The organism is Microvirga ossetica (genome assembly GCF_002741015.1).
Taxonomy (GTDB): domain Bacteria; phylum Pseudomonadota; class Alphaproteobacteria; order Rhizobiales; family Beijerinckiaceae; genus Microvirga; species Microvirga ossetica.
Window position 1 is genome coordinate 73,678 of sequence record NZ_CP016616.1, and the last position, 14,763, is coordinate 88,440.

Genomic DNA, 14,763 nt, shown 5'->3' on the forward strand with positions numbered 1-14,763 from the left:
TCCGAAAGGGCGGCCGGGGCTGCCTTCGTCTTTTAACGGGTGAAATTCAGGCTTGCGGCAAGCGCCTGCGCCTTGCCCAGCGATGCTGCAGAAGACACGACCATTTGCGGCAACACCATCCATTCGAGCGTCCAGGCGGCCCCGGAGCGTTCGTTCTCGTGAACCAGCGCCTGATGCAGGGTGCCGAGCAGGCCGGCATTGAACCGCGCGAGCGTCACCAGCACTTCGGCCGGGACGGGATTGGACTTGTGCGGCATGGCGGACGAGCCGCCGCCCGTTGCAAGCTTCACCTCGCCGACCTCGTTCTGCGCCATGAGGGCGATATCCTGCCCGATCTTGCCGAGGGTTCCGGTGAGCAGGGAGAGGAAGGAACCGAACTCGCCGATGCGATCGCGCTGCGAATGCCAGGATGGGGCAACGCCCAGGCCGAGGCGCTCTGACATGGCATCGGCGACCGCATCGCCCTGCCCCTTCAGCTCGCCACGGGTTCCGACGGGGCCTCCGAGCTGCACCACGAGCAGGCGCGGTGCGAGAGCTTCGAGCGCCGCCCGGTGCCGCTCCAGGGGCTGGACCCAGGTGCCGATCTTGTCGGCCGCCGTGAAGGGAAGCGCCTGCTGCATCCGGGTATGCGCCATCAGGCGCACAGAGCCGTCCCGGTCTTTCAGGCCTTTCAAAGCATCGACCAGCGCATCGAGGCGGTGGCCAAGGATCTCGATGACCGCCTTAAGGCGCAGGACCAGCGCCGTATCGATGACGTCCTGGCTGGTCGCGCCGAAATGGACGGATTTCGCGTGGGGCTCGCCGACGGCAGCGCGAAGCTGTTTTACGAATTCCGGAACGATCACGCCGTCCCGCGTGAGCCCCTCGGCCAGTTTCTCCCAATCCGCCTGGAACGACCGGCAGGTTTCGGCGATCCGGCGGGCAGCTTCCCCATCGATCAGCCCAACCGTCTCCTCCGCTTCGGCAAGGGCGGCTTCGACGCGCAGCATTGCGGAGAGTTCGGCTTCGTTGGAAAAGAACGCTCCCACTTCCTCGTCGCCGACGAGGGCCTGCAGAACGGGATGAGGGAGCATCGTTGTCATCATGGATCTCGCGTCAGACGGCTTCGATGGCGATGGCAATGCCCTGCCCGACCCCTACGCACATGGTCGCGAGCGCGCGCTTCTTGCCTCTGATCTTGAGCTCGAGGGCCGCCGTACCAGCGATGCGCGCACCGGACATGCCCAGCGGATGGCCGAGCGCTATGGCACCGCCGTTCGGGTTCACGTGCTCGGCATCCTCCGGGATGCCGAGTTCGCGCAGGACCGCGATGCCCTGGCTGGCGAAAGCTTCGTTCAGCTCGATCACGTCGAAATCCGTCGGCTTGAGGCCGAGACGGGCGCAGAGCTTCTTCGTGGCGGGAGCTGGCCCGATCCCCATGATGCGCGGCGCGACGCCGGCAGCGGCGCCGCCGAGCACGCGGGCGACGGGTTCGAGCCCGAACTTCCGGACCGCGTCTTCGGAAGCCACGATCAGGGCCGCCGAGCCGTCATTGACGCCGGAGGCATTGCCGGCGGTCACCGTGCCGTCCTTGCGGAACGGCGTCGGGAGCTTCGACAGCTGCTCCAGGGTTGTGTCGCCGCGGGGATGCTCGTCCTTGTCGACGACGACCGGATCGCCCTTCCGCGTCGGGATCGTGACCGGCACGATCTCCTGGGCGAGGCGCCCGTTGGACTGAGCCGCGGCCGCCTTCTTCTGCGAGCGCAGGGCGAAGGCGTCCTGGTCCTCGCGGGAGACGTTGAAGTCGGCGGCCACGTTCTCGCCGGTCTCCGGCATGGAATCGACGCCGTATTGGCTCTTGATCAGCGGGTTGATGAAGCGCCAGCCGATGGTGGTGTCGTAGATCTCGGCATTGCGGGAGAAGGCCGCGTCGGCCTTCGGCATCACGAAGGGCGCGCGCGACATGGATTCGACGCCGCCGGCGATCATGATCTCCGCTTCGCCCGCCTTGATGGCGCGCGCTGCCGCGATGACCGCGTCCATGCCCGAGCCGCAGAGGCGGTTCATGGTGGTTCCCGGGATCGAGCCGGGCAGGCCCGCCAGGAGCACTGCCATGCGGGCCACGTTGCGGTTGTCCTCGCCCGCCTGGTTGGCGCAGCCGTAGATCAGGTCGTCGACGGCCTCGAAGTCGAGGTTCGGAAGACGCTCCCGGAGCGCCTTCAGCGGAACCGCGGCGAGGTCGTCGGCGCGGATTCCGGAGAGGGAGCCGCCATAGCGGCCGATGGGCGTGCGCACATAGGCGCAGATATAGGCTTCACGCATCTTAAGCTCCCTTCTTGCCGCCGTGAGCTTTCTCGGTCCTGGCCTGAAGCTCGCGCAGGGTGGTGAGTTCGAGGTCTGACGGCGGAGGCGTTTCCTCGAGGCGCTCGGAGAATCGCACCTTCCAGCCGCAAGTTTCCTGCACCTTATCGCGGGTCACGCCGCGATGCATCGACACGACGGTGAATTCCTTGGTCTCGGGATCCGGCTTCCAGATCGCCAGATCCGTGATCAGGAGCGTCGGCCCCTTCGTGGTGATGCCCAGGCGCTCGCGGTGGTTTCCGCCCTCGCCATGGCCGAAGGAGGTGTAGAAGTCGATCTTGTCCACCATGCCGCGGGTCGCCTGCTTCATGGTGATGAAGACCTGCTTGCAGGAACTCGCAATCTCGGGCGCTCCGCCGCCGCCGGGCAGGCGCACCTTGGGCTTATTGTAGTCGCCGATCACGGTGGTGTTGATGTTGCCGAAACGGTCGAGCTGGGCAGCGCCCAGGAAGCCGATGGAGATGCGTCCGCCCTGGAGCCAGTAGCGGAACATTTCCGGCACCGAGACCGTGGTCACGGCGGTCTCGCACAATTCCCCGTCGCCGATGGAGAGCGGCAGCACGTTCGGCGCGGTGCCGATGGTGCCGCTCTCGTAGATCAGCGTGATGTCGGGCGCGTGGGTCAGCCGCGCCACGTTGCAGGCGGCTGAGGGCGCGCCGATCCCGACGAAGCAGACATCGTCGTTGGAGAGCGCGCGCGCCGCCGCGATGGTCATCATCTCGTTGGGCGTGAAGTCGGAGAGGTTCGTCATTGTTACAATCCCTTCACGCGGCCGGCGAAGGTCTCGGGTCCCACGTCGAGCACGTTCTCCTTCATCCAGGCGGTGAAGAGATCGCGGTCGGCGGAGATCTTGTCCCATTCGAGATAGGCGGCGTTGTCGCGGTCGTAATAGCCGTGGGCGTAGGACGGATGCGCTCCGCCCGGCACATGCACGACGGAGGTGATCGTCCAGTGCGGCAGCACGCAGAGATTCGGATGCAGGTCGTCGAAATCCTCCACGATCTCCTCGACCGTCACCACGGAGCGCTTGGCGGCCAGCACCGCCTCCTTCTGCACGCCGATGATGCCCTCCACCAGCACATCCCCGCGCCTGTTCGCCTTCTGGGCATGGACGAAGGCCACGTCCGGGCGGTGGGCCGGCACGGCGGCCAGTTCCTCGCCCGTAAAGGGGCAGGTGACGCTTCTGATGTTCGGATTGACCTCCTTGAGACCGGCGCCGCGATAGCCGCGGAAGATTGCGCAGGGCAGGCCTGCCGCTCCGGCCTCGTAGGCATTGGCCATGGATGCGTGGCTGTGCTCCTCGGTCTCGATGCCACGCGGCCAGCTGTTCTCGATGGCATCGCGCATACGCCGCAGCAGGCCGACACCCGGATTGCCCGCATAGGAGAAGATCACCTTCTTCGCGAGCCCCATGCCTATCATCTGGTCGTAGACGATGTCGGGCGTCATGCGGATCAGGGTCAGGTCCTTGCGGCCCTGGCGGATCGCCTCGTGGGCTGCCGCATGTGGAATGAGATGGGTGAAACCTTCGAACGCGACGATGTCGCCGTCGCGCAGGTTGTCGGCAACAGCCTCCTTGAGGCTCTGAAACTTGGCCATAATGCTTTCTATCGCTCGTCAGATATCGAAGAACACGGTTTCCTTGTCACCCTGCAGATGGATGTCGAAGGTGTAGGTCGGCATGCCGCTCTCCTCGCTGCGCGCGGCGATCAGGGTGGCGAGGCGGACCTTGTGCTCGATGCGCGCCAGAACCGGGCATTCCGCATTGGCCGCCTCCTCGTCGCCGAAATACAGCCGCGTGTGCAGCCCGATATTGATGCCCCGCGCCACGATCCAGAATGTGATGTGCGGCGCCATCGGGCGGCCGTCCTTGTACGGCACGCGGCCGGGCTTGATCGTCTCGAAGCGGTACTCGCCGGTGGTCCCATCGGTCGGCTGGCGGCCCCAGCCGACGAAGTGCGGGTCGGCCTTTCCGCGCTTCTCCTCCGGGCTGTTGTAGAGCCCGTCCGCATCGGCCTGCCAGATCTCGACCAGGGCGTCCTTGATCGGATGGCCGCTGCCGTCGAAGATGCGGCCCTTGACGAGGATCCGCTCGCCCTTGGTCTCAGGGTCGACCAGGACGAGGCCGAGGTCCTCGTCCCACACGCCGGTGATCTCGACCCAGTTCGGGGTCGCGCCGATATGGATGTAGGGGCCGGCCGTCTGCGAGGGCGACTCCTTGAGCGTGGTCAGCGTCTGAAACATCAATTCCCCTCCATCCGGTTCTCGAACATGGTCGAGCGGCGCCCGCGCAGCACGATGTCGAACTTGTAGGCGAGCGCGTCCATGGGCAGCGTGGCGTTGCGGTCGAGGACGGCGGTGAGCTGGTCGATCGCCGCCTTGTCCGCAATCGTCGAGACGATCGGGCATTGCCAGATCATCGGATCGCCCTCGAAATACATCTGCGTGATCAGGCGCTGGGCGAAGGCATGGCCGAAGAGCGAGAAGTGGATGTGCGCCGGGCGCCAGTCGTTGACGCCGTTCGGCCAAGGGTAGGCGCCGGGCTTGATGGTGCGGAACCAGTAGCGCCCGTCCTCGTCGGTGATCGCGCGTCCGCAGCCGCCGAAGTTCGGGTCGATGGCGGCGAGATAGGTTTCCTTCTTGTGCCGGTAGCGACCGCCGGCATTGGCCTGCCAGAACTCGACCAGGGCGCCGGGCACCGGGCGGGCGTTCTCGTCGAGCACGCGGCCATAGACGATGATGCGCTGGCCGATGGCATCGCCGGTCTTGGCGAAGTTGCGGATGAGGTCGTTGTCGAGCGGGCCGATCTGGTTGTGCCCGAAGCGCGGGCCGGTCATCTCCGAGATCGTGTTGTCGAGCGCGAGAAGCGGGTATTGCGGCGAGCGCAGCACCGAGGTCTTGTATTGCGGCGTCAGCGCCGCCGGATGCCAGCTCCGGTCCCGCTGATAATATGATCCTTGATCCGACATTTGGCTCTCCCTGGCAGCGCCGGACAGCGCTGCGCCAATAACCCGTCCCGCTACTTTTGAGGCTCGGGATTTGCTTCCATTTCCGCAAAGGTCTTCTTGACGATCTTGATGGCGTGATTGGCCGCGGGCACGCCGGCATAGACGGCCACGTGCAGCAGCGCCTCCTTGATGTCCTCCTTGGTCGCGCTCGTGTTGCGGGTCGCGCGGACATGCATGGCGACCTCATCGTCCTGGCCGAGTGCAGCCAGGAGCGCGATGGTGACGATGGAGCGCTCGCGCAGCGTGAAACCCGGGCGCGACCATACCGAACCCCAGGCGCCTTCGGTGATGAAGGTCTGGAAGTCCTCGTCGAACTCCGTCATCTGCGCGCTCGCCCGGTCCACATGGGCATCGCCCAGAACCTGTCGGCGCACCGCCATGCCCGCCTTGTAGCGTTCGCTATTGTCCCTCTCAGACAAGTCCAGCCTCCTGAAGATGCTCTTTGATGAGTGTCGACAGCACCGCCGGCTTCTCGACGCAGGGAATGTGCCCTGCCCCGTCGATCAGCGCGAAGCGCGCGCCTGGAATGAGATCGGCCGTGCCCTTGACCACGTCTGCCGGCGTCGAGCCGTCCTGGTCGCCTGCGACGCAGAGGGTCGGAATCGCGATGCGGCCGGCATCCGGCCTCAGATCGGAATCGCGGATGGCGGCGCAGGTTCCGGCATAGCCGTGAGCCGGCGTGCGCACCAGCATGTTGCGCCAGCCTGCGACTTCATCCGCATGGGTCTCGCGAAACAGCGGCGTGAACCAGCGCTGCAGGACGTTGTCCGCGAGCGGCTCGATGCCGCCGTTTTCGACGCCGGCGATCCGCTCGGCCCAGAGTTCCGGCGTCCCGATCTTCGCCGCCGTACAGCAGAGGGTGAGCGCCTGAACGCGCTCAGGAGCGCGCACGGCCATGCGCTGCGCGATCATGCCTCCTACCGACAGGCCGACGAGAGCGGCCCGCTCGATCTTGAGATGATCGAGAAGCCCTACAAGATCGGCCGTGTGGTCGTCGATCGTATAGGGCGCAGACGGCGCGTCCGAGAGGCCGTGTCCACGCTTGTCGTAGAGAACGATTCGGAAGCGATCGGCAAAGGCCGGCACGACCTCCTGCCAGATGCGGAAGTCGCTCCCCAGCGAATTGATGAAGACGAGAACGGGGCCGTCGGTCGGACCGACCACCTGGTGATGAAGGACGATGCCGTTGATGCGTGCGAATGCCATGCCAGACCTCAATGCAGCGAACCGACGCCGATATAGCGCTCGACCAATCCCTGATCGGCGCGCAGGGCCTCGCTCGTCCCCTGCCAGGCGATGCGCCCGCGCTCGAGGATCAGAACGGATTCGGCGAAATCCAGGGCACTTTCGAGGCGCTGCTCGACGAGAAGGATCGTCATCTCGCCGGTCGATGCGAGCCGCGTGAAGGCGGACATCAGCTCCTCGCAGATGACGGGCGCCAGCCCCTCGAGCGGCTCGTCGAGGAGCAGCACCGACGGGCGACCGAGAATGGTGCGGGCGGTCGAGAGCATCTGCTGCTCGCCGCCGGACAATTGCCAGCCGAGATTGTTCCGACGCTCGTGAAGGCGCGGAAACATGTCGTATGCCTCCTGAATGACGCTGCGCGGCCGGTCCTTCACACCGACGACAAGATTCTCCTCGACCGTCATCGAGCGGAAGATGTCCCGCGTCTGGGGAACCAGGCCGATCCCCTTTCGTGCGCGCTCCGAGCTCTTCAGCCCCGACACGTCGGCACCGCCGATCCGGATCTCCCCGCCATAGCGCCGGTTCATTCCCATGAGCGTCGACAGAAGCGTGGTCTTGCCCATGCCGTTGCGGCCGAGAATGGACAGCCGCGCGCCGGACGGCACCGAGAAGGACACATCCTCCAGCACAACCGTCGGGCCGTAGCCCGCACTCAATCCGCGGACGTCAAGCGATTCTGCGGGCATGGGCATAGTTCCCCAGATAGGCCTCTCGGACCTTTTCGTTGGCGGCGACCTCCGACGGCAATCCCTCGAAGATGATCTCGCCGGCTGCCAGGACGACCACGCGTCGGGCGAAGCGGAAGACGAGATCCATGTCGTGCTCGATCATCAGCACGGCGAGGCTCGGCGGCAGACGTTCGAGCGCCTGCTCGATCCTCGGCGTGTCGCTCGACGGCACGCCGGCCGCCGGCTCGTCGAGGAGCAGCACTTTCGGCCGCAGCGCCAGCGCGATGCCGATCTCCAGCAGCCGCTGCTGTCCATAGGCGATCTCGCCGACCCTGCGCCGCGCCACATCCAGCAGGCCGAGAGTGGACAGAATGCCCTCGACCTCACCCGCCACTTCGGAATTGCCCGTGAAACGGCTCAGAATCCGGTTGGCCTTTCCTTCCCGCTGCAGCACCGTCAGCGTCACGTGCTCTTCCGGCGTCATCTGCGAGAACAGCCGCGTAACCTGGAAGGTGCGCACCAGACCCTTGCGAACCCGCCGCACGGCGCCGAGGTTCGTGACATCCTCGCCGTTCAGGATGACCCGCCCAGCGCTCGGATGAATCAGCCCCGTCACCAGATTGACGAAGGTGGTCTTGCCGGCGCCGTTCGGGCCGATCAGGGCGAGCCGCTCTCCGGCCGGCATGGCGAGCGAGATGTCCCGGCTGACGGCGAGGCCGCCGAAATTCTTGGTCAGGCCCTCGACGCGAAAGAGATCGCTCATGCCTTCCCCCTCTTCGCGCGTTTGCCCGATGCGGAGAACCTGTCGAGCAGGCCGCTCAGCCCGCCGGGAGCGGCGAGCACCACCGCGATCAGCAGGGCGCCGACCATCGTCATCCAGTGGAACGGGTTGATCGCCGAGACGATGTGCTCGAAGCCCATGAAGATCACGGTGCCGACAAGCGCGCCGTAAAGGGTGCCTAGGCCGCCGAGCACGAGCATGACGAGGGCGTTGGCGGACAATTCGAAGCTGACGCTGTCGAGGCCGACCACCTGGGTGGAGATCGCGGCGAGCGCGCCGCCCATTCCGGCAACCGCACCCGAAATCACGAACATCTTCAGCAGCACCGGGAATACGAAGGAGCCCATGGCGCGGATGCGGATCGGATCCTGCTTGATGCCCCGACACAGCATGCCGAAGGGCGAAGACACGACGAATTTCAGCACGATGAAGACGAGGACCAGCAGCGTGAGGCCGAAGAGATAGGCCGTCCGGCCCCAGAGATCGAATTCGAACATGCCGAAGAGCGGGCTTACCATCAGTCCCGCCAGGCCGTCGCTGCCTCCCGTATAGGCGGAGGCCTTGTTCGCGGCCTCATGGAAGAGCTGGACGATGGCAATGGAGAGCACGAGCTGGGCAAGCCCGTGGGCCCGCAGCATGATCGTGCCCATGAGAAGTCCCGCCACCGCGCCGGCGACTGCGCCGATGAGGATCAGGGTCACGGGCTCCGTGACCCCGTTCACGCAGGCAATGCCGGCTGCATAGGCACCGGCGCCGAAGAGCGAAGCCTGTCCCAGGGTCGCCACGCCGCAATAGCCGGTGATGAGATCGATCGACAGGACGAGAAGCGCCACGGCGATGACGCGCGTCAGAAGCGCCAGATTGTCGGGGAAGAGAAAGTATCCCGCCATGCCGGCGGCGATGATGAGGACGATGCCGATGACCTCCCGCAGCCAGCGGCGTTCGGCGGGTACGGCCGCAATTCTCTCCGTTTGCGCAACCACCTGCACGTTACTGAGCCCTTCCGAAGAACCCGCGCGGGAACACGCAGACGATGGCGATCACGGCGGCGTAGAAGAAGAAGTTGCCGAATTCGGGCATCAGGTAGCGGCCGGTCGTATCCACGGCACCGAGCAGAAGGCAAGCAACGACGGCGCCGGGAATCGAGCCTGCCCCGCCGACCGAGACGACCACAAGGAAGGTCACCATGTAGCGCAGGGCATAATAGGGCTCGATGGGCAGGAACTCGGCCCCGACCACGCCACCGAGCGCCGCAAGCCCGATGGCGATGGCGAAGCTGACCGCATAGACCACCTGCGTGCGCACGCCCAGCGCATCGGCCATGGCCGCGTTGTCCACGGTCGCCCGCAGCTTGATGCCGAAATCCGTCTTCTCGATCAGGAACCAGAGACCGCCGGCCACCACGACGCCGCAGGCCATGACGAAGAGCCGATGCGCGGCGATGGTCTTGAACCCCACATCGATGGGCTGGCTCAGGCTGCCCGGGAGCGGAATGGTCTTCAGGGTCGGGCCGAAGAAATAGTTGGTGATGCCGATCACGCAGAAGGTGATGCCGATAGTCATCAGCACCTGGGTGAGTTCGGGGCTGCCGTAGATCCGGCGGTACAGCAGCCGCTCCAGCGGAATCGAGATAATGACCGTGCCGATGATCGCCAGGAAGATGGCGACCGCGTAGCCCATCCCGAGATCGCGCGCCGCGTAGGAAGCGATGTAGCCCGCGATCATGGCAAACGCGCCATGCGCCAGGTTCACAACCCGCATCAGGCCCATGGTCAGCGACAGGCCGATGCAGATGATGAAGAGAGCCATGCCGTAAGCAAAGGCGTCGATCGCGATGCTGAGGACGGTCTGCATGGAATATCCCGGACGGATAGCGGTTCGGCTGATTGAAGGCGCGGCTTTCTAGGCCGCGCCTTCCAACTACATGTCGTCTCGCTTATTGGGTGGCGAGACCAGGATCCTTCTGGTTCGGGAAGGTCTGGATTTCCCTGTTGATGGACTTGCCATCCGCGCCCTTGGCGACTTCGCGCAGATAGATGTTCTGCGTGATGTGCCGCGTAGCGGGCTCGATGTTTACGGGCCCGCGCGGGCTCGTCCAGGACAGTCCCTTCACGGCATCGACCGCCTTCTGAGCATCCTGCTTGCCGCCCGTGGCTTCGATCATCTTGTAGATCACATGCATGCCGTCATAGGCGCCGACGGACGGGAACGAGAGCTGCTCGGCCGAGCCGATCGCCTTGGTGGCAGCCTCGACGAACTTCTTGTTCTCCGGGCTGTCATGCGAAACCGCATAATGGAAGCTGGTCTTCAAGCCGTCTGCCGCATCGCCGAGCGCCGGCAGATCGGATTCCTGCGTGAGATCGCCCGGTGCATAGAACTTGATGCCGGCCTTCTTGAGCCCCGTCTCGTTATAGGCCTTCGCAAAGCCGAGGGTGGGCGGACCGGAGGGAAGGAAGGCGAAGAGGCCCGCGGCGCCGGAATCGCGCACGCGCTGCATGATCGGGCTGAAATCGGTGGTGTTCATCGGCATGCGGATGGATTCCACCACCTGCCCGCCGGCGGCCTCGAAGGCCTTCTTGAAGGCGTTCTCCGCATCGACGCCGGGGCCGTAATCGCTGACGATCGTGATCGCCTTCTTCACGCCTTCGTCGACGGCGACCTTGCCAAGAGGCGTCGTCGTCTGTGCCGTGGTGAACGATGTGCGGACCACGAGCGGCGAGGTGTTCATGATCGCGGAGGTCGCCGCATTGAAGATGACGAGCGGCGTGTTGGCCTGAGCAAGCAGCGGCGTGATCGCCATGGCATCGGGCGTGAAGTAGACGCCGCCGAGATACTGGACCTTATCCTTCACGACCAGTTCCTGCGCCAGGGCGCGCGACTGGGCGGGATTGGCGGCGGGAAGATCGCGGTAGATTACCTCGATGTCGTTGCCCTTCACCGACTTGCCGTTGAGCGCCATATAGGCCTCGACGCCGGCCTGGAAGTTCTTGCCCTGCAGCGCGAAGGGGCCGGAGAACGGCCCGATGATGCCGATCTTGATCGTCTCGGCCGAGGCGGAGACGGAGCCCATCAGCAACGCGCCGATGGCAACGCCCAGAATTCTCTTTGAAACTCTCATAAGCCGTATCCTCCCTCTGAACTGTCCCGATCTCACGCCGGCGGATCGCGGTTGTGTTAGTCCATTGTCTAGCTCTTTGTGCGCATTGCGAACATTGAAAGCCATAGCGCACATGTAGTACGATTTGGACAAGTGGTGTCAAGGCTACCAAAGTCCAGCATACGCCTGTCGGAGCAAAAGATGCAGGGTGACGAGACCGAGGATCGGGCAGGCGGCGATCGCGACTTCGTGGCGAGCCTGGAGAAGGGCCTGATGGTGATCGAGGCCTTCGATTCCGGCCGTCAGCGGCTGACCCTGTCGGACGTGGCGAAGCTGACCGGGATCACCCGGGCCGCGGCGCGGCGTTATCTCTTGACGCTCACGAAGCTGAACTACGCCGATTTCGACGGGCGCTACTTTACTTTAAGCCCGCGCATCCTGCGCCTCGGCTATGCCTATCTCTCCTCCGCATCGCTGCCGGCCCGGGTCCAGCCCTTTCTGGAGCGGATCTCGGAGGAGACGGGGGAATCGAGCTCGGCCGCGATCCTCGACGGCGACGACATCGTCTACATCGCCCGCTCGGCGACGCGGCGGATCATGTCCATCGGGCTCGGGGTCGGAAGCCGCCTCCCCGCCTATTGCACCTCGCTTGGCCGCGCGATCCTGGCCTACCAACCCGAGGTCATGATCGACGCCTATGTTCAGCGCGTCCGGCTGGAGCCGCGGACGCCGAAGACGGTGACGGACAAGGCCGCGTTCCGCGCCCTCCTCGACGCCACGCGCGTTCAGGGCTACGCCCTCGTCAACGAGGAGCTCGAATTCGGCCTGCGCTCCATCGCCGTGCCGGTGATCGAGAAGAACGGCCGGGTGACCATCGCGCTCAATCTCAGCGCCCAGGCCGGACGCGTCTCGGCCGAGGAGATGACGGAGCGCTTCCTGCCCGCGTTGAAGACGGCCAGCGAGTCGCTGGGCTACCTGCTCTGATCCCCGGGAACCGGCCGGCAGCCGAGCAGCATGCGCGCCTCTTGCGGCGTCGCGGTGCGATGCCCGCGCCGCTCGACGGCGAGGACCGCATGCTCGACCAGTTCCGCATTGCTGGAGGCGAGCCGGTCCTTCGCGATCCGGATGTTGTCCTCGAGCCCGGTGCGGACAGCATCGGCGCCGCGGGCGAGCGCCCAGTCCATCACCTTCGCCTGATGCCTGCCGATTCCGGCGGCCGTCCAGGTGCAGTTCGGAAAAAGGTGCCTCGCCTCCTTGAGAAGGATGTCCAGCAGCCGTTCCTCTGCGGGCAGCGCGTTCATGATTCCCATGACGAACTGGATATGCGGCGTATCGTCGATCAGCCCCTTGTCGGCGAGGCGCCTGGCGCCGTGCAGATGGGACAGGTCGAAGATCTCGATCTCCGGCCTGATCCCGAACTCCTTGATCTTGCCCGCCATCTCCTCAACGAGCGTCGTGTGATTCTCGTAGACGATGGTCGGGAAATTGACCGATCCGGTCGAGAGCGAGGCCATGTCGGGCCTGAGGGAGAGCGCGCTGCTGCGCTGGCCCGGATCCCGACCCCGGCCGCCAGTCGAGAACTGGACGATCATGCCTGGGCAGTGCGTCTCGACACCCGCCTTGACCGCCGCGAAGCGCTCGGGATCCGACGAGGACGTCTCGTCGTCGTTGCGCACATGGATATGGACGAGGGTGGCTCCCGCCTCGTAGGCCTGCTGCGTCGACTCGATCTGCTCCGCCGGCGTTATCGGGACCGCCGGATTGTCCTTCTTGCGCGGAACCGACCCGCATATTGCAACGGCAATGACGACAGGCTTCACGGGCTCCCTCCCACCGGCACGCAGGACATCACCGCCACATAGCGCGTGCATGACGACAAGCGAGACGGGCGGCGGGAATAATCCGCCGCTTGGAAGGTGTGGCGCTTCTTTACCTCTCCTTGAGGGAGAGGTCGCGCCGGAGGCGCGGGTGAGGGGTTACAGGTTTATCCGGAGAAGGCGGTGCCCCCTCACCCTCGCTGCGCTCGACCTCTCCCCGCCGGGGAGAGGTGATGCCTGCGGCAGCAAAACGGATCTCGGGTGTTCCCGAGATCCGAGGAGAGGCGGCGCCTGTGGCAGCCTCTGCGCTTACTTGGAAAAGCGCAGCGCCTCGTCCCCTTAGATCGGAAAATGCTGCGGCCCGGTCTCGATGGTGATCCAGCGCAGCTCGGTGAACTCGCTGATGCCGGCCTTGCCGCCGAACCGGCCGTAACCGCTCGCCTTCACGCCGCCGAACGGCATCTGGGCCTCGTCGTGCACCGTCGCCCCGTTGATGTGGCAGATGCCGGAATCGATCCGGTGCGCCACATCGAGCGCCCGGGTGATGTCGCGCCCGAAGACGGCGGCGGAGAGCCCGTACTCCGTGTCGTTGGCGATGCGAACCGCCTCCTCCACGCCCGTGGCGCGGATGACGCAGACGACGGGACCGAAGGATTCCTCGCCATAGAGGCGCATGGCCGGGGTGACTTGGTCGAGAACCGTCGCGGACATCACCGTGCCGTCCACCCGTCCGCCGGCGAGGAGCCTGGCGCCCTTGGAGACCGCATCGTTCACCAGGCCGCCGATCCGCTCGGCCGCCTCCGCGCCGACCAGGGAACCGAGGGCGAAATTGCCGTGGCGCGGATTGCCGGCCTGAAGCGACTCCGCCTTCGCGGCGAGCTTGGCGACGAAATCGTCCGCCACCGCATTGTCAACCACGATACGCTCGGTCGACATGCAGATCTGGCCCTGGTTCATGAAGGCGCCGAAGGCGGAGGCAGCAACGGCCGCATCGAGATCGGCATCGTCGAGGACCACGAGGGACGCCTTGCCGCCGAGTTCCAGAAGCACCGGCTTCAGGAATCGGGCCGCTGTTTCCGCGATGATGCGGCCGACCCTCGTCGAACCGGTGAAGTTGATCCGGCGCACGGCCGGATGCGCGATCAGGGACTCGATGATCTCGCCGGCGTCCTCGGGCGCATTGGTGATCACGTTGACGACGCCCGCCGGCAATCCGGCCTCCCGGAGGACGGCACCGATCAGGCGATGCGTGCCGGGGCAGATCTCCGAGGCCTTCAGCACCACCGTGTTGCCGCAGGCGAGCGGCGTCGCGATGGCGCGCACCCCCAGAATGACCGGCGCGTTCCAGGGCGCGATGCCGAGCACGACGCCGGCCGGCTGACGCACCGCCATGGAAACGCAGCCCGGCTTGTCCGAAGGAATGATCTCGCCGGTGATCTGGGTCGTCAGCGATGCCGCCTCGCGCAGCATGCCGGCGGCGAGCTTCACGTTGAACTGCGCCCATCCGGCCGTGGCGCCGATCTCGGTAGCCATCAGATTCACGAAATCAGCCGCCCGGCCTTCGAGAAGATCGGCCGCCTTCAGGAGGGCCGCGCGCCGCGCGTTCGGCCCGAGCTTCGACCAGGCCGGGAATGCCGCTGCTGCGGCATCGGCTGCGGCCTGGGCGTCGGCGACGCTCGCGGCCGCAGCGCGGCTCGCCACATCGCCGGTGATCGGATCGCGCCGCTCGAAGGTGGCTCCGGTGGAGGCCGCCACGTCGCGATCGTCGATGAGAAGATTGATGTCAAGCATGTCTGATGCTCCGCGT

General features: G+C 65.6%; 16 protein-coding genes. 1 reads left to right on the plus strand and 15 read right to left on the minus strand.

Translation table 11 applies throughout. The features are described from left to right. Nucleotides 1–32 precede the first annotated feature (32 nt). From BB934_RS00300 to BB934_RS00360, 13 genes are all read right to left on the minus strand, one after another. Nucleotides 33–1,082, minus strand: a complete 1,050-nt coding sequence (locus BB934_RS00300) for a 3-carboxy-cis,cis-muconate cycloisomerase (RefSeq protein ID WP_099507815.1) — start codon at nucleotides 1,080–1,082, stop codon at nucleotides 33–35. 13 nt (nucleotides 1,083–1,095) lie between these two features. After that, entirely contained in the window at nucleotides 1,096–2,301 is a 1,206-nt protein-coding gene (gene pcaF, locus BB934_RS00305; RefSeq protein ID WP_099507817.1) for a 3-oxoadipyl-CoA thiolase, read from the minus strand. A 1-nt stretch (nucleotide 2,302) separates the two neighbouring features. Beyond that, complete coding sequence (locus BB934_RS00310) at nucleotides 2,303–3,091, minus strand: CoA-transferase subunit beta (RefSeq protein ID WP_099507819.1); 789 nt, start codon at nucleotides 3,089–3,091, stop codon at nucleotides 2,303–2,305. 2 nt (nucleotides 3,092–3,093) lie between these two features. Further along, nucleotides 3,094–3,939, minus strand: coding sequence for a CoA transferase subunit A (locus BB934_RS00315; protein ID WP_099507821.1), 846 nt, complete (start codon nucleotides 3,937–3,939; stop codon nucleotides 3,094–3,096). Nucleotides 3,940–3,957: 18 nt separating this feature from the next. Further along, nucleotides 3,958–4,584, minus strand: a complete 627-nt coding sequence (gene pcaG / locus BB934_RS00320; protein WP_099507824.1) for a protocatechuate 3,4-dioxygenase subunit alpha — start codon at nucleotides 4,582–4,584, stop codon at nucleotides 3,958–3,960. Continuing rightward, nucleotides 4,584–5,309 (minus strand): protocatechuate 3,4-dioxygenase subunit beta, encoded by a 726-nt coding sequence (gene pcaH / locus BB934_RS00325; protein WP_099507825.1) that lies wholly within the window; start codon nucleotides 5,307–5,309, stop codon nucleotides 4,584–4,586. Before pcaH ends, pcaG begins: the two co-directional genes overlap by 1 nt. Nucleotides 5,310–5,359: 50 nt before the next feature. Continuing rightward, on the minus strand, nucleotides 5,360–5,767 hold the full coding sequence (gene pcaC / locus BB934_RS00330; protein ID WP_237050123.1) for a 4-carboxymuconolactone decarboxylase: 408 nt from the start codon (nucleotides 5,765–5,767) through the stop codon (nucleotides 5,360–5,362). Next, nucleotides 5,760–6,554, minus strand: coding sequence for a 3-oxoadipate enol-lactonase (pcaD, locus tag BB934_RS00335; RefSeq protein WP_099507827.1), 795 nt, complete (start codon nucleotides 6,552–6,554; stop codon nucleotides 5,760–5,762). The genes pcaC and pcaD overlap by 8 nt, the downstream gene beginning before the upstream one ends. 8 nt (nucleotides 6,555–6,562) lie before the next feature. Further along, nucleotides 6,563–7,279 carry an ABC transporter ATP-binding protein gene (locus BB934_RS00340; RefSeq protein WP_099507828.1) on the minus strand — a complete coding sequence of 239 codons (717 nt, stop codon included), beginning with the start codon at nucleotides 7,277–7,279 and terminating at the stop codon, nucleotides 6,563–6,565. Beyond that, on the minus strand, nucleotides 7,260–8,024 hold the full coding sequence (locus BB934_RS00345; protein ID WP_099507830.1) for an ABC transporter ATP-binding protein: 765 nt from the start codon (nucleotides 8,022–8,024) through the stop codon (nucleotides 7,260–7,262). Before BB934_RS00345 ends, BB934_RS00340 begins: the two co-directional genes overlap by 20 nt. Continuing rightward, entirely contained in the window at nucleotides 8,021–9,025 is a 1,005-nt protein-coding gene (locus tag BB934_RS00350) for a branched-chain amino acid ABC transporter permease (protein ID WP_099512559.1), read from the minus strand. The genes BB934_RS00345 and BB934_RS00350 overlap by 4 nt, the downstream gene beginning before the upstream one ends. A gap of 7 nt (nucleotides 9,026–9,032) precedes the next feature. After that, on the minus strand, nucleotides 9,033–9,896 hold the full coding sequence (locus tag BB934_RS00355) for a branched-chain amino acid ABC transporter permease (protein ID WP_099507832.1): 864 nt from the start codon (nucleotides 9,894–9,896) through the stop codon (nucleotides 9,033–9,035). A gap of 82 nt (nucleotides 9,897–9,978) precedes the next feature. Beyond that, nucleotides 9,979–11,160, minus strand: a complete 1,182-nt coding sequence (locus tag BB934_RS00360) for an ABC transporter substrate-binding protein (RefSeq protein ID WP_099507834.1) — start codon at nucleotides 11,158–11,160, stop codon at nucleotides 9,979–9,981. 180 nt (nucleotides 11,161–11,340) lie between these two features. On the opposite strand from BB934_RS00360, the gene BB934_RS00365 reads away from it, so the two are divergent. After that, entirely contained in the window at nucleotides 11,341–12,123 is a 783-nt protein-coding gene (locus BB934_RS00365) for an IclR family transcriptional regulator (RefSeq protein ID WP_099507836.1), read from the plus strand. On the opposite strand, the gene BB934_RS00370 is transcribed toward BB934_RS00365, so the two are convergent. Next, entirely contained in the window at nucleotides 12,111–13,010 is a 900-nt protein-coding gene (locus tag BB934_RS00370) for a 3-oxoadipate:acetyl-CoA acetyltransferase (protein ID WP_162299128.1), read from the minus strand. The two genes, BB934_RS00365 and BB934_RS00370, sit on opposite strands and share 13 nt — an antisense overlap. Nucleotides 13,011–13,295: 285 nt before the next feature. Continuing rightward, the gene (locus BB934_RS00375; RefSeq protein ID WP_099507840.1) at nucleotides 13,296–14,747 is read right to left on the minus strand and encodes an aldehyde dehydrogenase; all 1,452 of its coding nucleotides are present in this window, start codon (nucleotides 14,745–14,747) and stop codon (nucleotides 13,296–13,298) included. Nucleotides 14,748–14,763 lie beyond the last annotated feature (16 nt).